16 protein-coding genes, 1 tRNA gene and 1 other RNA gene are annotated in these 19,405 nt (G+C 72.2%); 8 read left to right on the forward strand and 10 right to left on the reverse strand.

Going from position 1 to position 19,405, the window contains the following annotated elements; all coding sequences use genetic code 11:
* Window positions 1-207 precede the first annotated feature (207 nt).
* Window positions 208-1,959, forward strand: coding sequence for a 2-isopropylmalate synthase (gene leuA / locus ACFY3U_RS16095; RefSeq protein ID WP_387201404.1), 1,752 nt, complete (start codon window positions 208-210; stop codon window positions 1,957-1,959).
* Between the two features lie 134 nt (window positions 1,960-2,093).
* Here the strand turns inward: leuA and ACFY3U_RS16100 are convergent, their stop codons facing one another.
* Entirely contained in the window at window positions 2,094-3,584 is a 1,491-nt protein-coding gene (locus tag ACFY3U_RS16100; RefSeq protein WP_387201407.1) for an MFS transporter, read from the reverse strand.
* A gap of 108 nt (window positions 3,585-3,692) precedes the next feature.
* On the opposite strand from ACFY3U_RS16100, the gene ACFY3U_RS16105 reads away from it, so the two are divergent.
* Window positions 3,693-4,331 (forward strand): HNH endonuclease family protein, encoded by a 639-nt coding sequence (locus tag ACFY3U_RS16105; RefSeq protein WP_387201539.1) that lies wholly within the window; start codon window positions 3,693-3,695, stop codon window positions 4,329-4,331.
* Window positions 4,328-4,690, forward strand: a complete 363-nt coding sequence (locus tag ACFY3U_RS16110; RefSeq protein ID WP_387201410.1) for a hypothetical protein — start codon at window positions 4,328-4,330, stop codon at window positions 4,688-4,690. Before ACFY3U_RS16105 ends, ACFY3U_RS16110 begins: the two co-directional genes overlap by 4 nt.
* A gap of 50 nt (window positions 4,691-4,740) precedes the next feature.
* Here ACFY3U_RS16110 and ACFY3U_RS16115 read toward each other — a convergent pair whose 3' ends face one another.
* From ACFY3U_RS16115 to ACFY3U_RS16135, 5 genes are all read right to left on the reverse strand, one after another.
* A complete protein-coding gene (locus ACFY3U_RS16115; protein ID WP_387201413.1) occupies window positions 4,741-5,838 on the reverse strand; it encodes an ABC transporter ATP-binding protein in 1,098 nt (365 codons plus the stop codon).
* Window positions 5,835-6,821 (reverse strand): ABC transporter ATP-binding protein, encoded by a 987-nt coding sequence (locus ACFY3U_RS16120; RefSeq protein WP_387201416.1) that lies wholly within the window; start codon window positions 6,819-6,821, stop codon window positions 5,835-5,837. Before ACFY3U_RS16120 ends, ACFY3U_RS16115 begins: the two co-directional genes overlap by 4 nt.
* 61 nt (window positions 6,822-6,882) lie before the next feature.
* Window positions 6,883-7,839, reverse strand: a complete 957-nt coding sequence (locus ACFY3U_RS16125) for an ABC transporter permease (RefSeq protein WP_387201543.1) — start codon at window positions 7,837-7,839, stop codon at window positions 6,883-6,885.
* Window positions 7,840-7,967: 128 nt separating this feature from the next.
* Window positions 7,968-8,975, reverse strand: coding sequence for an ABC transporter permease (locus ACFY3U_RS16130; protein WP_387201419.1), 1,008 nt, complete (start codon window positions 8,973-8,975; stop codon window positions 7,968-7,970).
* Between the two features lie 99 nt (window positions 8,976-9,074).
* A complete protein-coding gene (locus ACFY3U_RS16135) occupies window positions 9,075-10,745 on the reverse strand; it encodes an ABC transporter substrate-binding protein (RefSeq protein ID WP_387201422.1) in 1,671 nt (556 codons plus the stop codon).
* A gap of 714 nt (window positions 10,746-11,459) precedes the next feature.
* Between ACFY3U_RS16135 and ACFY3U_RS16140 the strand changes: the two genes are divergently transcribed.
* Window positions 11,460-12,059, forward strand: a complete 600-nt coding sequence (locus ACFY3U_RS16140; RefSeq protein ID WP_387201425.1) for a hypothetical protein — start codon at window positions 11,460-11,462, stop codon at window positions 12,057-12,059.
* A 74-nt stretch (window positions 12,060-12,133) separates the two neighbouring features.
* On the opposite strand, the gene recR is transcribed toward ACFY3U_RS16140, so the two are convergent.
* On the reverse strand, window positions 12,134-12,727 hold the full coding sequence (gene recR, locus ACFY3U_RS16145; RefSeq protein ID WP_387201428.1) for a recombination mediator RecR: 594 nt from the start codon (window positions 12,725-12,727) through the stop codon (window positions 12,134-12,136).
* A gap of 7 nt (window positions 12,728-12,734) precedes the next feature.
* On the reverse strand, window positions 12,735-13,043 hold the full coding sequence (locus tag ACFY3U_RS16150) for a YbaB/EbfC family nucleoid-associated protein (protein WP_387201546.1): 309 nt from the start codon (window positions 13,041-13,043) through the stop codon (window positions 12,735-12,737).
* A gap of 184 nt (window positions 13,044-13,227) precedes the next feature.
* Here ACFY3U_RS16150 and ACFY3U_RS16155 point away from each other — a divergent pair, with 184 nt between their 5' ends.
* Complete coding sequence (locus ACFY3U_RS16155; protein ID WP_387201430.1) at window positions 13,228-13,764, forward strand: VOC family protein; 537 nt, start codon at window positions 13,228-13,230, stop codon at window positions 13,762-13,764.
* Entirely contained in the window at window positions 13,757-14,560 is an 804-nt protein-coding gene (locus ACFY3U_RS16160) for a MerR family transcriptional regulator (protein ID WP_387201433.1), read from the forward strand. The genes ACFY3U_RS16155 and ACFY3U_RS16160 overlap by 8 nt, the downstream gene beginning before the upstream one ends.
* A gap of 38 nt (window positions 14,561-14,598) precedes the next feature.
* Here the strand turns inward: ACFY3U_RS16160 and ACFY3U_RS16165 are convergent, their stop codons facing one another.
* Together ACFY3U_RS16165 and ffs are read right to left on the reverse strand one after the other, a co-directional pair.
* Entirely contained in the window at window positions 14,599-17,415 is a 2,817-nt protein-coding gene (locus ACFY3U_RS16165) for a DNA polymerase III subunit gamma and tau (RefSeq protein WP_387201436.1), read from the reverse strand.
* A 107-nt stretch (window positions 17,416-17,522) separates the two neighbouring features.
* Window positions 17,523-17,612: signal recognition particle sRNA small type (ffs, locus tag ACFY3U_RS16170), an RNA gene on the reverse strand.
* 82 nt (window positions 17,613-17,694) lie between these two features.
* Here ffs and ACFY3U_RS16175 point away from each other — a divergent pair.
* Window positions 17,695-17,779 (forward strand) — tRNA-Ser (locus tag ACFY3U_RS16175).
* Between the two features lie 185 nt (window positions 17,780-17,964).
* Window positions 17,965-19,404 (forward strand): FG-GAP and VCBS repeat-containing protein, encoded by a 1,440-nt coding sequence (locus tag ACFY3U_RS16180; RefSeq protein ID WP_387201439.1) that lies wholly within the window; start codon window positions 17,965-17,967, stop codon window positions 19,402-19,404.
* Window position 19,405 lies beyond the last annotated feature (1 nt).

The raw sequence follows: 19,405 nt of genomic DNA on the forward strand, positions 1-19,405 counted from the left end.
ACCACGTAGAGTGGCCCTGTCATGTGGCGGGCGTACCTTCTCCTTGGTCGCCGCGACGAGGCCTGACCGGCCGGCACCTCGTCGCGGAGTCGAACCGCGCCGTCCAGCACATCCGAACCTCCCATCGGCCCCCGGGCATCGCCGCCCGGCACCGCGCCGACACCTTCCGATCTGCTGACGCCACATGTTCCCAGGGAGCACTCCGAGATGGCTCAACCCGCCACCGACCCCGAGACCGATCCGATCGCCCGGCAGCGACCCAGCCGGATGCCGTTCCGCCGCTACCAGCCGTACCGCGAGCAGTTCCGGGTCGACCTGCCGGACCGCGCCTGGCCCACCCGGCACATCGACGCGGCGCCGCGCTGGTGCGCGGTCGACCTGCGCGACGGCAACCAGGCCCTGATCGACCCGATGTCCCCCGAGCGCAAGCGCCGGATGTTCCAGCTGCTGGTGCAGATGGGCTACAAGGAGATCGAGGTCGGCTTCCCGTCGGCCAGCCAGACCGACTTCGACTTCGTCCGGCAGCTGATCGAGCAGGACCTGATCCCCGACGACGTCACCGTCCAGGTGCTCACCCAGTGCCGGGAGCACCTGATCGAGCGGACCTTCGAGTCGCTGCGCGGCGCGAAGCGGGCCATCGTGCACTTCTACAACTCGACCTCGACGCTGCAGCGCCGGGTGGTGTTCGGCCTGGACCGGGACGGCATCACCGACATCGCCACCCAGGGCGCGCGGCTCTGCCAGAAGTACGCCGAGATCCACACCCCGGACACCGAGATCTTCTACGAGTACTCCCCCGAGTCGTACACCGGCACCGAGCTGGAGTACGCGCTGGAGGTCTGCGCCAAGGTGATCGAGGTGGTCGACCCCACCCCGGACCGCAAGCTGATCGTCAACCTGCCGGCCACCGTCGAGATGGCCACCCCCAACGTGTACGCCGACTCGATCGAGTGGATGCACCGCCACCTGCCCCGCCGGGACAGCCTGGTGCTGAGCCTGCACCCGCACAACGACCGGGGCACCGGGGTGGCCGCCGCCGAGCTGGGCCTGCTGGCCGGCGCGGACCGGATCGAGGGCTGCCTGTTCGGCAACGGCGAACGCACCGGCAACGTCGACCTGGTCACGCTGGGGCTGAACCTCTTCTCCCAGGGCATCGACCCGATGATCGACTTCTCCAACATCGACGAGGTCAGGCGGGCCGTCGAGTACTGCAACCAGCTGCCGGTGCACGAACGCCACCCGTACGCCGGGGACCTGGTCTACACCGCCTTCTCCGGCTCCCACCAGGACGCCATCAAGAAGGGCTTCGACGCGCTCGCGGTGGACGCGGCGGCGGCCGGGGTGCCGGTCGACGAGCAGACCTGGGCCGTGCCGTATCTCCCCATCGACCCGAAGGACCTCGGCCGCACGTACGAGGCGGTCATTCGGGTCAACTCGCAGTCCGGCAAGGGCGGCGTCGCGTACATCATGAAGTCCGAGCACCAACTGGATCTGCCGCGCCGGCTGCAGATCGAGTTCTCCGGCGTGGTCCAGCAGGTCACCGACCACGACGGCGGCGAGGTCGACCCGGCCACCATGTGGCAGATCTTCGCCCGCAACTACCTGCTCGACCACCAGGTCGACCCGGCGCTGACCCTGACCGGCTACACGATCGGCACGCCGGAGGGCAAGGTCGAGATCGAGGCCCGGGTCGGGCTGGCCGGCGCGCAGCGGTCGCTCACCGCGGTCGGCAACGGCCCGATCGACGCGTACGTCAACGCGCTGCAGTCGGTGGGCGTGGCGGTACGGGTGCTCGACTACCACGAGCACGCGCTCTCCTCCGGCGGCGACGCCCAGGCCGCCGCCTACGTGGAGTGCGACGTCGACGGCCGCACCGTCTGGGGCGTCGGCACCGACGCCAACATCATCACCGCCTCGATCAAGGCCGTCACCAGCGCCGTCAACCGCGCCCGCGCCTAACCCCCTCGCCCCTCCCCCTCCCCGCCGCCCCTTTCCTGCGTCGATCTAGGGGTTATCGCTGTTGTTGGAGATCAACTAGCAGCAACTATCCCTAGATCGGCGAGGAGGGGTTGGGGGGAGCGGGCCGGGCCGATTCAGCGGGGGCGGGGGGCGGGTGGGGTGGAGGCGGGTAGGGAGTGGCAGGGCTGGGAGGGTGGGGACTCCCGGGGCGGGCGGTGGATCAGCAGGGCGGCCATCAGGGCGCCGGCCAGCAGGCCACCCGCGCACCACAGCAGCGACCCCCGGTACGCGCTGGTCAGCGCCGACTTCTGCTCGTACCCGGCACCGGAGAAGCCGACCAGCAGCGGCAGGGCGGCCACCGCGAACAGGCCACCGGCGCGGGACGCGGCGTTGTTGAAGCCGCTGGCCACCCCGGCGAAGCGGTCCTCCACCGCGGCCAGCACCGACGCGGTCAGCGGGGCCACCACCAGGGTCAGCCCCAGCCCGAACAGCGCCACCCCGGGCAGCACGTCCACCCAGTACGACGAGCCGGGACCGACCCGGCGCAGCAGCAGCAGGCCACCGGCGGCGATCACCGGGCCCACGGTCAGCGGCAGCCGCGGCCCGATCCGCGCCGACAGCGCGCCGGCTCGGGCCGAGCCGAGCAGGAGCAGCACGGTCATCGGCACCGTCGCCAGGCCGGTCCGCAGCGCCGACCAGCCGACCACGTTCTGCAGGTAGACGGCGAGGAAGAAGGTGAACCCGCCGAGCGCCGCGTAGACCACCACGGTGAAGACGTTCAGCACCGAGAACAGCCGGCTGCTGAACAGCCCGGTGGGCAGCATCGCGGTCTCCCCCCGGCGCCGCTCCACCAGCACGAACGCCACCGCGGCCAGCACGCCGACCAGCGCCGACACGAGCACCGGCGGGGAGCCGACGCCGCGGGCCGGGGCGTCGACCAGGGCGTAGGTGACGCCACCGAGGGCCAGCGCGCCGAGCAGCGCGCCGGTGACGTCGAACCGGCGGCGCCCCGCCCCGGTACGCGCCGCGTTCTCGTCCCGGCTCTCCGGCACCCAGCGCAGCGCCGCCAGCACCACCCCGACCGCCAGCGGCAGGTTGATGAAGAAGATCCACCGCCAGGAGAGCGCGTCGATCAGCCAGCCGCCGAGCAGCGGCCCGAGCGCGGTGGACACCCCGGCCAGCCCGGACCAGGCGCCGATCGCCTTGCCCCGGTCGTCCGGGTGGAAGCTGGCCTGCAGCACGGAGAGCGAGCCGGGGGTGAGCAGCGCCCCGCCCGCGCCCTGCAGGATGCGGGCGACGATCAACTGGCCGGTGTCCTGCGCGAGGCCGCAGAGGACGGACGCGGCCGCGAACCAGACCACCCCGACGAGCAGCACCCGGCGGCGGCCGAACCGGTCCCCGAGCGATCCGCCGAGCAGCACGAACGCGGCCAGCATCAGCAGGTAGCCGTTGATGGTCCACTGCAGACCGGCGACGGTGGCGCCGAGGTCGGCGCCGAGCCGGGGCAGCGCCACGTTGACCACGGTGCTGTCGAGGAAGACCATGCCGGAGGCGAGGATCGCCGCGAGCAGGGTGCCGCGGCCGGCGGCGGAGCCGAACCGGAGCGCGTGGGCGGGTGACGTCATGGGTACCAATGTGCCCTGCCCACCGTGGACACGCCACGAAACGCGCCACACCGCGCTTGGGTACTGTGCGGGATCGCCCGGAGCCCGCAAGCTGGAGAGGTGTCGTCTGTGCGTACCAGATCAAGAGCCCGTGTGGCGGTGGCGGCCGCGCTGGCCGCGGCGCTCGCCCTCGGCGGTTGCGACGTCCCCGTCGAGGAGCCGGAGACGTCGCCGAGCGTCAGCGGGAACGTCGGTGAGCAGCTCGCGGAGCTGACCGTGGCATCCGCCCGCTCGATGAAGGGATACAGCCGGGACCGCTTCCCGCACTGGCGGGACACCGGCAAGAACTGCGACGTGCGGGACAGCGTCCTCCAGCGCGACGGGAAGGACATCCGGCTCTCCGGCTGCAACGTGGTGGCCGGCCGCTGGTCGAGCGTCTACGACGGCAAGACCTTCACCGACCCATCCGACGTGGACATCGACCACGTGGTGCCGCTGGCCAACGCGTGGCGCTCCGGCGCCGACGACTGGGACGACGCCAAGCGTGGCAACTTCGCCAACGACCTGACCCGACCGCAGCTCATCGCGGTTTCCCTCACCTCCAACCGGGCAAAGGGTGACCAGGACCCGTCCCAGTGGAAGCCGCCGAACCGGGGCTACTGGTGCACGTACGCCGAGCACTGGGTGACGGTCAAGCACTACTGGCGGCTGACGGTCACCAGCGCCGAGAAGGCCGCCCTCGGCGACATGTTGAAGGGTTGCTCATGACCGAACAAGCCGGCCCCGGGGCCGCCGGAATGACCGCGGACGGACGGCCGGCCGAGCCGGCGCGGGTGCCGGGCGCGGGGATGACCGCGGACGCCGGCGGCACCGCCGCGCCCCGCGAGCTGACCGCGGACGTCACCGCCGGGCCGGGCGGGGTGATGACCGACGAGGCCGGGGTGGTCACCGGCGACCTGACGATCCGGACCCGGTACGCCGACGGTCAGGTCACCGTCGGGGTGCAGTACAAGGACGCCGCGGAGTGGTACGCGGTGACCGGCGCGACGGCGAAGCTGACCGACCCGGCCGACCTGGACGCGGTGCACGCGATCACGGTCGCGCTGCTGCACCGGCCGCAGGGCTGAGCGGACGCCGAGGCCCCCTCGCCACGCGGGGAGGGGGCCTCGGCACGTCCTCACGGGGTGGGGATCAGCTCACCCGGGTCGCCGGGCGACGCCCCGTCGTCCGGCCGGACCAGCTCGGCCTCGACCTGGTGCGGGCGGATCCGCCCGGCGTCGATGTCCTCGGCGAAGTGGCAGGCCACCTTGTGCCCGCCGACCACCTCGCGCAGCGCCGGCCGCTCGTCGGCGCAGCGGGTCGGCTGCGCCCACGGGCACCGGGTGTGGAAGCGGCAGCCGGGCGGCGGGTTGACCGGTGAGGGCAGGTCGCCGGCGAGCAGGATCCGCTCCCGCCGGTCCTCCACCGTCGGGTCCGGCACCGGCACCGCCGACATCAGCGCCCGGGTGTACGGGTGCATCGGCTCCCGGTAGAGGTCGTCGCTGGACGCCTCCTCCACCAGCCCGCCGAGGTACATCACCCCGACCGTGTCGGCGATGTGCCGGACCACCGCCAGGTCGTGCGCGATGATCAGGTACGTCAGGCCGCGCTCGCGCTGCAGGTCCTCCAGCAGGTTGAGCACCTGCGCCTGGATCGACACGTCCAGCGCGGAGACCGGCTCGTCGGCGACGATCAGCTCCGGCTCGAGCACCAGGGCCCGGGCGATGCCGATCCGCTGGCGCTGGCCGCCGGAGAACTCGTGCGGGTACTTGCCGAGCGCCGAGGGCGGCAGGCCGACCGCGTCGAGGGTGTCCAGGAGCCGCTTGTGGGTGGCCGCCTTGTCGCCGGCCAGCCCGTGCGCCTTCAGGCCCTCGACCAGCAGCGACTCCACCGACTGACGGGGGTCCAGGCTGGACAGCGGGTCCTGGAAGATCATCTGCATCCGGCGCCGGGCCAGCCGCATCTTCTCGCCCTTGAGCGCGCGCACGTCGGTGCCGTCGAAGACGATCTCGCCATCGGTCGGCTCGACCAGCCGCAGCAGGCCGCGCCCGAGCGTGGACTTGCCGCACCCCGACTCGCCCACCAGCCCGTACGTCTCACCCGCGTTGATCGACAGGGAGACCCCGTCGACCGCGTAGACGTGACCGACGGTGCGGTCGACGAGCAGACCGCTCTTGATCGGGAAGTGGACCTTGAGGTCACGCAGTTCGACCAGTGGTCCGGTCCGCTCGGTCACGGCACCGCCACCTCCTCGGAAACGGGGTTGTTGCAGCGCAGGTCGCCGCCGGTGGCGGTGGGCTCGAGCGGCGGAGCGCCCTCCAGGCACGCGTCCACCACGTAGTCGCAGCGGGGCGCGAACGCGCACCCCTCGGTCCACGGGATGTTGTCCGCCACCGAGCCGCGGATGGTGTGCAGCCGCTCGCCGCGCACCGAGTCCAGCCGGGGCACCGAGTTGAGCAGCCCGTGCGTGTACGGGTGCCGGGGCCGGGCGAACAGCTCGTGCCGGGCGGCCCGCTCCACCACCTTGCCGCCGTAGAGCACGTTCACCGTGTCGCAGAGCCCGGCGACCACGCCCAGATCGTGGGTGATCATGATGAGCGCGGTGCCGGTCTCGTCGACCAGCTGCTTGAGCAGGGTGAGGATCTGCGCCTGGATGGTCACGTCCAGCGCGGTGGTCGGCTCGTCGGCGATCAGCAGCCGGGGCTTGCAGGCCAGCGCGATGGCGATCAGGGCGCGCTGCCGCATGCCGCCGGAGATCTGGTGCGGGTACTCCGCCAGCCGGCGGTCCGGGTCCGGGATGCCGACCGCGTCGAGCAGCCCCCGGGCCTCCCGCAGCGCCTTCTTGCGGTCCATCCCCTGGTGCCGCTCCAGCACCTCGGCGACCTGGACGCCGATCGGGATGACCGGGTTCAGCGAGGAGAGCGGGTCCTGGAAGATCATGCCGATGTCCCGGCCGCGCCGGTCCCGCATGTCGTCCGCCCGCAGCTTCAGCAGGTCGGCCCCGTCGAAGAACACCTCGCCGGTGACCCGGTTGCCGCGCTTGGGCAGCAGACCCATGATCGCCAGGCTGGTCACGCTCTTGCCGCAGCCGGACTCGCCGACCAGGCCGACGGTCTGGCCGGGCTCCACGGTGAAGCTGACCTTGTCGACCGCGGTGAACGGCCGCTCACCCCGGCGCTGGAACACCACGCTCAGGTCGCGTACGTCGAGCAGGCTCATCGGGTCACTCCTCGCGCTCGCCGGCGGTCCACGCCGGCCGTGCTGGTCGCTCGCACCGCCGTCACCGCCGGTTCTTCGGGTCGATCGCCTCGCGCATGGCCTCACCGAGCAGGGTGAAGCCGAGCGCGACGACGATGATCGCGGCCGCCGGGTAGTACGCCAGCTCGGGGCGGACCTCGAAGTAGCGCTGGCCGTCCACGCCGAGCATCAGGCCCCACTCGGCGCGATCCTGGTCGGGGTCGCCGAGGCCGAGGAAGGACAGCGACGCGGCCTCGATGATCGCCGTGGAGAGGGTCAGCGTGGCCTGCACGATCACCGCGGTCATCGCGTTGGGCAGCATGTGCCGCAGCACGATGTTGCGCTCCTTGACGCCGAGCGCGCGGGCCGCCAGCACGTGGTCGCTCTCCCGCTGGGCGAGCATCGAGCCGCGCAGCAGCCGGGCGAAGATCGGCACGTTGACCACGGCCACCGCCATGATCACCGTCCACTGGCTGGACTGGCTGGCCAGCGCGACCAGGGTGATCGCCAGCAGCAGGGCCGGCAGGGCCAGCATCACGTCGGTGAGCCGCATCAGCGCGTTGTCGACCCAGCCGCCGAACGCGCCGGAGACCGCGCCGATCAGCACCCCGAGGGCGAGCCCGATCAGGGTGGCCAGCACGCCGACGAAGAGGGTCTGCCGGCTGCCGTAGATCAGTCGGGACAGGAAGTCCCGGCCCAGCGGGTCGGACCCGAACGGGTGGCCGGCGGTGGCGCCGGGGATGGTGTCGGCGGTGATCAGCTTGTTCAGCTCGTCGAACCGCTGCATCGGGTCGTGCGGGGCGATCAGCGGCGCGAAGATCGCGATCAGCAGGAACAGCGCGACGATGCCGGCGCCGATGATGGCGGCCGGGTTGCGCCGCATCCGGCGGACGGCGTCCCGGACGAGGCTGACCCCGCCCTGGCTGGCGCTGGAGCGGGCCAGCTCGTCGAGCCGGGCCTTCTTCCGCTCGCCGAGCAGGCCGGCGCCGCGCGCGCTCATCCCGGTACGCGACGTGGCCGCGCTCTCGTCGCCGTGGACCGGCGTGGTCGCGTCGTCGCCGTGGCGCGGCGCGGGGACGTTGTCGTCGTCGCGGGGCGTGGCGGCCTCGGGCCGGGTGACGGGATCACTCATCGCACACGCACCCTCGGGTCGATGAACGCGTAGGAGAGGTCGACCAGCAGGTTGACCACCACGAAGACCAGCGCGGCGAGCAGGATGATGGCCTGCAGCACCGGGTAGTCGCGACCGCCGGTGATCGAGTCGGTGATCAGCGTGCCGATCCCGCCCCAGTTGTAGACCTTCTCGGTGAGCACCGCGCCGGACAGCAGCGCGCCGGTCTGCAGGCCGATCGTGGTGACCACCGGCAGCAGGGCGTTGCGCAGGATGTGCCGGCCGCGGATCGTCCGGTGCCGCAGGCCCTTGGCCTCGGCGGTGCGTACGTAGTCCTCGTTGAGCACGTCGAGCACGCTGGCCCGGGTGATCCGGACGATCACCGCGAGCGGGATGGTGGCGAGCGTGACGGCCGGCAGGATCAGGTGCCACAGCGCGTCGGCGGTGGCGTCGAACTCCCGGGTGAGCAGGCCGTCGAGGACGAAGAAGCCGGTGACGTTGGTGTTGTCCAGCCCGGTGGTGACCCGCCCGGACGGCGGGAACCAGTGGATGTTCTGGGTGAACACGTCCTTGAGCAGGTAGCCCAGGAAGAAGATCGGGATCGAGATGCCGAGCAGCGTGCCGGCGACCGTCAGGTGGTCCAGCGCGCGGCCACGCCAGCGGGCGGCCAGGTAGCCCAGCGGGATGCCCAGGCCGACCGCGATGACCAGCGCGGCCACGGCCAGCTCGATGGTGGCCGGGAAGGCACGGCCGATCACCTCGGTGACCGGGTCACCGGTGCGGATCGAGTTGCCGAAGTCTCCGGAGAGGACCCGGGACATGAACTTGCCGTACTGCACCAGGATCGGCTGGTCGTAGCCGAGCGCCTTGATCAGCAGGGCGCGGCGTTCCGGGGTGGCCCGCTCGCCCAGCAGCGCCTCGACCGGGCCGCCGGGCAGGTTCCGCAGCCAGATGAAGATCAACGCCGACAGGGCTATCAGCGTCACCACCAGCTGCAGCAGCCGGCGGACTATCACTCGCAACATCTCTCACGCACCAGACTCTCGTTGTTCGCGGGAAAGGCCCGGGCCGGGCTTGCGCCCCGACCCGGGCCGATCCACGCCTACGGCTTCAGCCGATCGACGTCACTTGCTGACGCTGACCGTGTTGAACCGCTCGTCGGTCAGCGGGCTGGCGACCAGACCCTTGACGTCCTTGCTGACCACGATGGCCGGCGGGGCGTGCCAGATCGGCACGGCCGGCAGCCACTTGCTGGCGATGTCCCGGTTGACCTGCTCCCAGGCGGCCTTCTTGCCGGCCTCGTCGACGGTGCCGTCGGCCTTGGCGATGGCGTCGAACATGTCGGTCATCGACTGGTCACCGAACTCGACCTTGGCGCGGCCGAAGAAGGTGCCGACGAAGTTGCCCGGGTCGTTGTAGTCGCCGGTCCAGCCGAGGATGTGCAGGTCCTGCTTGCCGAACTGCTGCACGTCGTCCTTGTAGCCACCGTTCCACGGACGCGGCACGCCGGTCACGTTGATGCCGACGGCCTTCAGGTCGTTGGCGAAGATGGTGAAGATCTCCTGCGGGTTCGGCAGGTACGGCCGGGAGACGTCCGGCGGGTAGTAGAACTTGAGGTTCAGACCGGTCGCGCCCGCCTCGGCGAGCAGCTGCTTGGCCTTCTCCGGGTTGTACTCGTACTTCTGCACGTCCGGGGCGTAGCCGAGCACGGTGTCCGGCATGAACTCGTCGGCGACCTTGGTGCCGCCCGGGCCCTTGGTCTGCACCAGCTGCTGACGGTTGAGGGCGTAGGCGATCGCCTGGCGCACCTTCAGGTCCTTCAGCTTCGGGTTGTTCTTCTGGTTGATGCCCAGGTAGAGGATGTTGAACGCCGGGCGGTCGAGGACCTGGAAGCCCTCACCGGACAGCGCCTTGCGGTCCGCCGGCGCCGGGAAGTCGAAGCCCTGGACGGTGCCCGCGCGCAGCTCCTGCTTCCGGGTGTTCTCGTCCTTGATCACCTTGATGATGACCTTGTCGACCTTGGCCTTCTCGCCCCAGTAGTCGGGGTTGCGGTTCAAGGTGATCTCGTTCTTGGCCTTGTCCCAGCCGCCGAAGGTGAACGGGCCGGTGCCGACCGGGCCGCTGGTGGCGAACGAGCTGTACTCGAACGAGTCGCCGTTCTGCTTGACCGTGTCGGCGTCGCCCTTCTTCAGCGCCTCCGGGCTGGCGATCGACAGGGCGGTCAGCGCGAAGGCGCCCGGGAACGCGCCCTTGTACTGGTTGAGGGTGAGGACGGCGGTGTTGTCGTCCTTGGCCTCGCACTTGGTGTAGACCGACTTGCCGGCGCCCTCGGCCTCGTTCTTGGCGAAGCCGCCGAAGACGTCCTGGTAGTAGACCATCTGCGACTGGGCGGCGACGCCCTTCATGTTGTACCAGCGGTCGAAGTTGAAGCAGACCGCCGCGGCGTTGAAGGGGGTGCCGTCGTGGAACTTCACGCCCTGGCGCAGCTTGAAGGTCCACACCTTGCCGTCCGGGTCGTGCTCCCAGCTCTCGGCCAGGCCACCGGTCAGCTCCGCCGTGCCCGGCTTGTGCTGGACGAGGGTGTCGTACATCTGGCGGATGGGCCGGAACGACTCACCGTCGTCGTTGAAGATCGGGTCGAAGTTCTTCGGGTCGCCGGCGCCCGCGAAGATGAAGGTGCCACCCGCCTTGGCCTCGCCACTGTCATCGCCGCGGTCGCTCTCCGCACAGCCGGCCGCGCCGACCGCCAGGGCTGCGACGGCCGCGAGACTCACGACCGTCCTAAGCCTTCTCACCTGCATCTCTCACCTCTGTCATCCGCGTGACCACGCCGAGTCCGTGGCTCGGTCCGTGAGCGGGAGGCTATGACAGGACACACAGAAGCGGAACGCCCGTTAGGCAATCGCTATCAAGCCGACACCAAGGCCGGGGTCTGACAGCGCACGATCTTCCGACAAACAGGACTGTCACACCCCCGGGTCCGCGCCGGGCAGGGCCCGCGCGCCCCCGCAGCACCCGCCGACCACCCCCGAAAGATCCCATCCGGTACGCGGGCAGCCTCCCCGCCCGTCGCCGGGCGGGCGGCCGACCCCGCCGGGGTGACAGCCACCTTTGGAGCTGATGACGCGAACGATTCACCCGTCATGCCGTCTGCGAATTTCAGGTCGGATGTCCGGTTTGCCGACCACCCGGACCGAAGCTCCGACCCTGATGTCCGCGCCGTCCCGTGACCGGCGGCACCCGGGTGGTGGAATGGCCGGCGGCCCGGGTTCGTTACACCCTCCGTACGACCGCAGCAGCGCCCACCCGGCCAGGCCGGTGGGGTGCCGAGGCCCCCGGGAATGACGGCGGGCCGACGGTCGTTACACATGGTCCGGCGCCGCGAAGCCCCCAGGCTCGCGAGGCTCAGCCGGCAGGACTTTCCTCCGCATGACGAGCGCCCCGTCGTGGTGCTTGCGCCGTGCCCGGCCCCCACCGAGCGCGGACGCCAACCCCCGAAGGAGATCGCCATGAACACCATGCTGCGTAAGAGCGTTCTGGGTATCGCCGGTCTGGCCTTCGCCGGTGGCCTCGCCGCCGGTCCGCTGAACCACGGTGCGCCGAGCACCGGCGTGGTGGACGCCAAGCCGGTCGCGGTGACCGTGCAGGCCGACAAGCCCGGCGTGGACAAGGCCAAGCTGATCCCGCACGGTGTGCAGGGTGAGCAGTCCCGGATCGACCTGAACGACGAGCAGATCGGCAACGTGAAGTCGATCATCGCCGCCACCAAGAAGTCCGGCCTCGACGAGCGGGCCGCGGTCATTTCGATCGCCACCAGCCTGCAGGAGTCGAAGCTGGAGAACCTGGGCCACCTGGGTGACCGCAACGACCACGACTCGCTGGGCCTGTTCCAGCAGCGCCCGTCGAGCGGTTGGGGCACCCCGGAGCAGATCACCGACCCGATCTACTCCACGATGGCCTTCCAGAAGGGCCTGAAGCAGGTCGACGGGTGGCAGGACATGCCGCTGACCGAGGCCGCGCAGACGGTGCAGGTGTCGGCGTACCCGGACGCCTACGCCCAGTGGGAGCAGCAGGCCGCCGACCTCGTCGCCCAGTACTGGAACAGCTGACCGTCGCGAAACGGCCGGCACTCCGATCGGGGTGCCGGCCGTTTCCGTGTGCGCGGGGTCGTCGGCACCGCGCTTCAGATCGCGCGGCGGCCCTCGAAGGCGCGGCCGAGGGTGATCTCGTCGGCGTACTCCAGGTCGCCGCCCACCGGCAGGCCGCTGGCCAGCCGGGTCACCGAGATCCCCATCGGCTTGACCATCAGCGCCAGGTACGTCGCCGTGGCCTCACCCTCGGTGTTGGGATCGGTGGCGAGGATCAGCTCGCGGACGGTGCCGGTGCTGAGCCGGGTCATCAGCTCGCGGATGCGCAGATTGTCCGGACCGATCCCCTCCAGCGGGTTGATCGCCCCACCGAGCACGTGGTAGCGGCCGCGGAACTCACCGGTCCGCTCGATCGCCACCACGTCCTTGGGCTCCTCCACCACGCAGAGCACCTCGTCGGTGCGGCGCGGGTCGCGGCAGAACCGGCACTGGTCGGACTCGGCCACGTTGAAGCAGGTGGTGCAGAAGCGGACCAGGTCCTTGACCTTGCGCAGCGCGCCGGCAAGCCGGTTGACGTCGGCCGGATCCGCCGACAGGACGTGGAACGCGATCCGCTGGGCGCTCTTCGGGCCGACGCCCGGCAGCCGCCCCAGCTCATCGATCAGGTCCTGGATGGCACCCTCGTACATCTGCGGATCAGAACCCGGGCAGGCCGAGGCCGCCCATGCCGCCGGCCACCGGGCCCATCTTGCGCTCGGTCAGCTCGCGGGCCGACTCCGCGGCGTTGTGCAGGGCCGCGACGACCAGATCCTCCAGCGTCTCCACGTCCTCCGGGTCGACCGCCTTGGCGTCGATCTTGATGCTCTTCACCTCACCGGAGCCGTTGACGGTCGCGGTGACCAGGCCGCCCCCGGCCGTGCCGGTCAGCTCGGCCTCGGCCAGCTCGGCCTGGGCCTGGGCGATCTGCTGCTGCATCTTCTGCGCCTGCTTCAGCATCTGCTGCATGTTCGGCTGTCCACCTGGGCGCACGGAGGGCTCCTTCTCGCACTCGTCTGCTCGGCCGCGCCAACCCTATCCGCTGGGACCGACCGACCCCCGCCCGGTGCGTCCGCCCACGCCGGGGCGCAGCGGCGTGGGCCGGCGGGCTCGGCTTGACCCTCACGCGGCGGGAGGCCGGACAGTGGCGGGCATGACTGACCACTACGACGCCTTCGAGTTCAGCCCGGTGCCCGTGCCCGGCCCGGACGCCGTCGCGCCGGAGCCGTTCCGCGGCATCTACGGAATGCCCGCGTTCGCGACGATCCCCACCGCCGACCTGGCGGGGTCGGTGGACTTCTGGGTGCGCGGGCTCGGGTTCTTCGAGCTGTTCGGCATCCCCGGCAGGCTGGTGCACCTGCGTCGATGGGCGTTCCAGGACGTACTGCTCGTCGCGGCGCCGAGCGTTCCGGCGCGACCGCCGGCGATCAGCATCAGCTTCGCCTGCGTGCTCCACCAGGTCGAACCCATCGCCGAGGCGTGCCGCGCGCTGCGTCCGGACTCGGTCGACGGCCCACGCGACACGCCCTGGAACACCCGGGACGTGGAGGTGGTCACCCCGGAGAACGCCCGGATCGTCTTCACCGCGGGCAAGCCCTTCGACCCGGCCAGTCCGGAGGCGCGGGACCTCGCCGCCGTGGGCATCGCCCCGTCCGGCGTCAGCCACGGCGAGAATGCGGAGCATGCCTGATGTCACCGACACCGACGGCCTGACCGTCGGCCAGGTCTCGACCCGGCTGGGCGTGACGGTTCGCGCGCTGCACCACTGGGACGACATCGGCCTGGCGCGACCGTCGCTGCGTACGACGGGCGGGTACCGGCTCTACACCGCCGGTGACCTGGAACGCCTGCACCGCATCGTGGCCTACCGGGAGAGCGGCGTCGGGCTGGACGGGATCAGGGCCATCCTGGACGACCCGGCCGCGGACGTGCCCGCCGCGCTGCGGGCGCAGCGCGGCCAGCTCAGCCGCCGGATCGAGCGGCTCCAGCAGCTGGCCACCGGGCTGGATCGGATGATCGAGGCCCACGAGCGCGGCCCGTCGCTGACCGTCGAGCAGCAGGCCGCGATCTTCGGCCCCGACTGGGACCCGGACCGGACCGCCGAGGCCCGCCGGCGCTACGGGGACACCACCCAGTGGCGGCAGTACGCCGAACGCTCGGCCGCCCGCGGCCCGGACGAGTGGCAGGCCGTCGCCGGCGCCGTCGCCGACCTGGAACGTACGCTCGGCGAGGCGCTGGACGCCGGTGTCGCCCCCGGCAGCCTGGAGGCGAACCGACTCGTCGAGCGGCACCGCGAGGTGTTCGCGTCGTACTTCCCGCTCAGCCGGCAGATGCAGGTCTGCCTGGGCCGCCGGTTCGAGACCGATCCCGGGTTCGCCGCCCACTACGACGGGATCCGACCCGGCCTGGCCACCTGGTTCCGGCAGAGCGTCGACGCCAGCGCACGTACGCACGGCATCGACCCGGACACCGCCACCTGGCGGTAGGGCGGCGGCCGCAGCGGCATCGCCGAGGGCGGGCCCGGCTAGCGGGCGTCGACCTCGTCGATCTTCTCGGCGCCGAACGCGTCCCTCAGCAGTCGTACCGCCTGCTCCTCGCTGGACTCCCGGGCGGTCTTCTCGTCGATGACCTCGTCCAACGGCTCGTCACCCGGGTCGAACCCCTCGTACGCCGGGGTGGCCGCCGCGCCGGCACGCACCGGGCCGTCGAAGTCCGGGTCGTAGGGCGGCTCGCCGGCCCATTCGGCGTCCGCGACCGGCCGGGCCGCCGCTCCGGTACGCCCACCGCGCCCCGCCGCCGCCGCACGGGCCGCGGCGATGGCGCTGCTCACCGGGGCGCCACCGGCCGGCTGCCGGGCCGCCGGCGCCGGGTTGGCGGTACGCGCGCCCGGCTGACCGTGGCCCGCCGAGCCGGCGCCGTCGCTCCCTGCCGAGCCACCGGCCCTGGCGCCGTTCGCCCCCGAGACGCCTCCGGCGCCGCCCGGCCCGCCGCCGTTCGCCGCGGCACCGCCGTGGCCGGGGGCGTTCGCAGTGCCGCCGTGGCCGGAGCCGTTCGTGCCGGGTGACGCCGACGTGGAGCCGGCGGTGTCGGCGTGCGCGGTGCCGCCGGGGCGGGCGGCCTCCGGCCAGTCCTCGTCGTCGGACGGCTCCGCGGCGGCGGCACTACCACCGGGGCGGGCCGCCTCCGGCCAGTCGTCCTCGTCATCCGTCGCGGGACCGTCGGGCGCGGGCGGCACCGACCCGGCCCGGTCCCGGGTCGGCTGGGTAGCCGACGCGTTCGTCGGGCCGGCCGCAGTGGCCGCCGCGCTGCCCGGGGCGGGCGCCGGGGCCACCCGAGCCGATCGGGTCTCCGCCGGAGCGTGCGGGGATGAGTCCGACGTGCTGGTCCGCGCACCCGCCGAAGCGCTCGGCGCGGCGGAGAAGGCGTCCGTGGCCTCCGCCGGAGCCGACGCGGCGGGGCGGGCGTCCGACGGCGGGGCGGCGGGGCGGGCCGCGGCCGGTTGGGAGCGCGGCGGCCCGGACAGCGCCGCGCCGCCCCGTTCACCGGCGACCTCGCAGCGGATCTGCCAGCGCCCGCCCAGCTCCTCGTAGAGCGCGTCGGTGAGCACCGCGGCGTGGTCGGCCATCATCTTGGCCAGCACCGTCGACTTGACGGTCAGCACCAGCGTGTCGCCGTCCAGGTCGCGGACCACGGCGTCGCGCATCAGCGCGGCGATCCGCTTGTTGGTCCGGTTGACCTTGCCGACCACCTCGGGCCAGACCCGGCGTACCGCGACGGCGTCCAGCGCCCCGGGCGCGGCGGAGCCCGGTCGGGGCGGCGGAGGGGTGGCGGGGTCGGGCATCACCGCGGCCGGCGACACCGGACGGCGGGCGCGGGCGGCGGAATCCGGTTCACCTGGCGTGCCGGCGGCCCCGGAACCGGGCACCGGGACGCCGGGGTTGGGTGACCCGGAACCGGAGGCGCCCGCGCTCGGTGGGGTCGGGGACGGCCGCCCCGCACCGGCGGCGGCCGCGCGGGCGGCGGTCACCCCGTCGGGGGTGGCGGCAGCCGCCGGCGTGCCGGCGGTCGACGGGTCGGGCGCGGCGGCAGCCGCGGGCGGGGCGGGAGGCTCGGGGCGTACCGGTGGAGGCGGGGTGACCGGCGCGGAGCCGGCGGCGGCCGGCGGCAGGTCGGCGCCGCCCAGGGTGAGCCGGCGTTCCATCCGCTCCAGGCGCTGGAGCAGGCCGCCGGTGGAGTCGTCCGCGCCGGGCAGCAGCATCCGGGCGCAGACCAGCTCCAGCAGCAGCCGGGGGGCGGTGGTGCCGCGCATCTCGACCAGGCCGTTGTGCACGATGTCGGCGCAGCGCGACAGGGTGGCCGGGCCGAGGCGCTGGGCCTGGGCGGCCATCCGCTCGATCTGGTCGGCCGGGCCGTCGATCAGGCCCTTGGCGGCGGCGTCCGGCACCTGTTGCAGGACGATCAGGTCACGCAGCCGTTCCAGCAGGTCGGAGGCGAAGCGGCGGGAGTCGTGCCCGGCCTCGGCGACCCGGTCGATCGTGGCGTACGCGGCTGCGCCGTCCCCGGCGGCCAACGCGTCGCACATCTCGTCGATCAGCGCCGCGTCGGTGACGCCGAGCAGCGCGGCGGCCCGGGCGTAGCCGACCCCCTCCGGGCCGGCGCCCGCGATGAGCTGGTCGAGCACGGAGAGACTGTCCCGCATGCTGCCCGCGCCGGCGCGGACCACCAGCGGGAAGACCGCCGGCTCGACGGTGACCCCCTCCGCCTCGCAGAGCTGCTCAAGGTACGGCCGGACCACCTTCGGCGGGAACAGCCGGAACGGGTAGTGGTGGGTCCGCGACTTGATCGTGCCGAGGACCTTCTCCGGCTCGGTGGTGGCGAAGATGAACTTGACGTATTCCGGCGGCTCCTCGACCAGCTTGAGCAGGGCGTTGAAGCCGGCCGACGAGACCATGTGCGCCTCGTCGATGATGTAGATCTTGAAGCGGCTGCGGGCCGGCGCGAAGAACGCCTTCTCGCGCAGGTCGCGGGCGTCGTCGACGCCACCGTGACTGGCCGCGTCGATCTCGATGACGTCGATCGACCCGCCGCCGTCGGGGGCCAGCCCGCGGCAGGACTCGCACTGCCCGCACGGCTCGGGGGTGGGGCCCTGCTCACAGTTGAGCGAGCGGGCCAGGATCCGGGCGCTGGAGGTCTTGCCGCAGCCCCGCGGGCCGGAGAAGAGGTAGGCGTGGTTGAGCCGGCCGGTGCGCAACGCCTGGGACAGCGGCTCGGTGACCTGCTCCTGGCCGATCATCTCGGCGAAGGTGCGCGGCCGGTACTTGCGGTAGAGCGCCAGCGTCACTCGTCCCGCCTCCTCTCGACCGAGCCATTCTGCGCCGGTCGGGCGCGGGTGACCACCCACCACCCCGGGACCCGACCCGCGGCTACGCTACCCGGGCCCGGAGACAGAAAGGCCTCCCGTGCACCCGGCAGAGCTCGCTTATCCTTGCTGCCTTCCGGCCCTGGGGAGGTTCACGAGATACCGCCGCACGGGAGGTGACGCCAACCCTACCCGACCCGTCGTGGATCTTCAGGGGGTGGTGGGGTGTCCGGCCGTCGGCGGACCTGTATCCTGGCTCGCGGAGGATTCGCCTAGAGGCCTAGGGCGCACGCTTGGAAAGCGTGTTGGGTTAACACCCTCACGAGTTCGAATCTCGTATCCTCCGCTCATTCGAGCGCGATGAAGGGCCGGTCCCACGGGGCCGGCCCTTCACGTGTCCCCGATTTCTCCGCCCCGATGCCGCTTTCGTGCCGGATCAGGGGACCGTACGGAGGCCGCCCCGCCGGTACGATCCGACGCACATTCGATCTTCGGGCGGCCCCTCGCGCCGCCTCTCGCACGGGGAGATTCATGCGCAGTCGCACGCGCACCACGGCCGCCTGCGCGGCCACCGTCCTCGCCCTGACCGCCCTGCCCGCCGCCGCCGGCACGGCCACCGCCGCCCCCGCCGGTACGGCAGCACCGGTCGGGCGTACCGCGGACTTCAACAACGACGGCTACCCGGATCTGGCCATCGGCGCGCACACCGCCCCGGTGGGCGACATCGCGCGGGCCGGTCTGGTCTCCATCGCCTACGGCTCCCCCACCGGGCTTCGGTTCGACACCGCTTCCATCGTCAGCCAGGCCACCCCCGGCGTCCCGGGCGACGCGGTGACCGACGGCAGGTGGCGGGAGGTCAGCGGCTTCGGTGACCTGGACCACGACGGGTACGACGATCTGGTCGTCTCCTGGAACAACCACAACACGGTGCTCTGGGGCGGCCCGACCGGCATCACCGGCGCCGGCACGTTGCTGCCCAGTGCGGGCACCGCCGCGGCCCCCCGCCTGCTCGGGGGTTCCGGCGTGGGTGACGTCAACGGTGACGGCATCGACGACTACGTCAGCAAGGGCGTCGTCGGCTCACCCGTCGACCCCGTCCAGTACGACGGCGTCGCGGTGCTGCTCGGCCCGCTGAACCGGGCCACCGGTCAGCCGGCCGGCCGGTGGTTCCGCGACAGCCGGTCGAACGAGAACGCCCTCACCACCCTGCACGTCGACGACATGACCGGGGACGGAATCGCCGACGTGGCGCTCAGTGGCGGCTCGTCGACCGGCACGTCGGCCAACTGGGTGCTGCTCAAGGGCTCTGCCGCCGGGCTGGTCAAGGGCAGTTCGTTCGTCGGTCCGTACGCCTCCGAGACCAACCGCGCCGTGGTCGGCGACCTCGACCGGGACGGCTACGGCGACCTGGTCACCGGGATCGCCGACCGCAACCAGGTCTACGTGGTCCAGGGCGGGCCGAACGGGTTCGGCGCCACCCGCCGCCTCTACACCCAGGACACCCCGGGCGTACCCGGCGTCGACGAGGAGTACGACTACTTCGGCTCGGCGCTGGCGGTGGGCGACACCGACCGGGACGGCTACCCGGATCTGGTCATCGGCGCGAAGTACGAGACCGGGGCCGACCCGGTGGCCAGCTACCGCTCCGGGGCGATCACCGTGCTGCGCGGCAGCGCCACCGGGCTGACCACCACCGGCGCGAAGGTGCTCACCCAGAACTCCAGCGGGGTCCCGAGCACCTCGGAGCGCACCGATTACCTCGGCAACGCCGTGACGGTCGTCGACACCGACCGCGACGGCAGTCCGGAGGTCTACGTGGGCGGCAACGGCGAGGACGGCTTCAAGGGCCGGGTCTGGCGGCTGCCGACCGGCGCCACCGGGGTCACCGGGACGGGTTCGACCAGCTTCCACCTCGGCTCGCTCGGCGGCCCTACCGCCGGCGGCAACTTCGGTTACCGAATGGCAGGGTGAT

Source organism: Micromonospora sp. NPDC000089 (assembly GCF_042899365.1).
Classification (GTDB): Bacteria; Actinomycetota; Actinomycetes; order Mycobacteriales; family Micromonosporaceae; genus Micromonospora.

Bases quoted from the DNA above. Each gene is read 5' to 3' on its own strand.
- ACFY3U_RS16180 (WP_387201439.1), top strand. From the start codon at position 17,965: ATGCGCAGTCGCACGCGCACCACGGCCGCCTGCGCGGCCACCGTCCTC.
- ACFY3U_RS16155 (WP_387201430.1), top strand. From the start codon at position 13,228: ATGACTGACCACTACGACGCCTTCGAGTTCAGCCCGGTGCCCGTGCCC.
- ACFY3U_RS16125 (WP_387201543.1), bottom strand. From the start codon at position 7,839: ATGAGCGCGCGCGGCGCCGGCCTGCTCGGCGAGCGGAAGAAGGCCCGG.
- leuA (WP_387201404.1), top strand. From the start codon at position 208: ATGGCTCAACCCGCCACCGACCCCGAGACCGATCCGATCGCCCGGCAG.
- ACFY3U_RS16140 (WP_387201425.1), top strand. From the start codon at position 11,460: ATGAACACCATGCTGCGTAAGAGCGTTCTGGGTATCGCCGGTCTGGCC.
- ACFY3U_RS16160 (WP_387201433.1), top strand. From the start codon at position 13,757: ATGCCTGATGTCACCGACACCGACGGCCTGACCGTCGGCCAGGTCTCG.
- recR (WP_387201428.1), bottom strand. From the start codon at position 12,727: ATGTACGAGGGTGCCATCCAGGACCTGATCGATGAGCTGGGGCGGCTG.
- ACFY3U_RS16150 (WP_387201546.1), bottom strand. From the start codon at position 13,043: ATGCAGCAGATGCTGAAGCAGGCGCAGAAGATGCAGCAGCAGATCGCC.
- ACFY3U_RS16130 (WP_387201419.1), bottom strand. From the start codon at position 8,975: ATGTTGCGAGTGATAGTCCGCCGGCTGCTGCAGCTGGTGGTGACGCTG.
- ACFY3U_RS16120 (WP_387201416.1), bottom strand. From the start codon at position 6,821: ATGAGCCTGCTCGACGTACGCGACCTGAGCGTGGTGTTCCAGCGCCGG.
- ACFY3U_RS16100 (WP_387201407.1), bottom strand. From the start codon at position 3,584: ATGACGTCACCCGCCCACGCGCTCCGGTTCGGCTCCGCCGCCGGCCGC.
- ACFY3U_RS16110 (WP_387201410.1), top strand. From the start codon at position 4,328: ATGACCGAACAAGCCGGCCCCGGGGCCGCCGGAATGACCGCGGACGGA.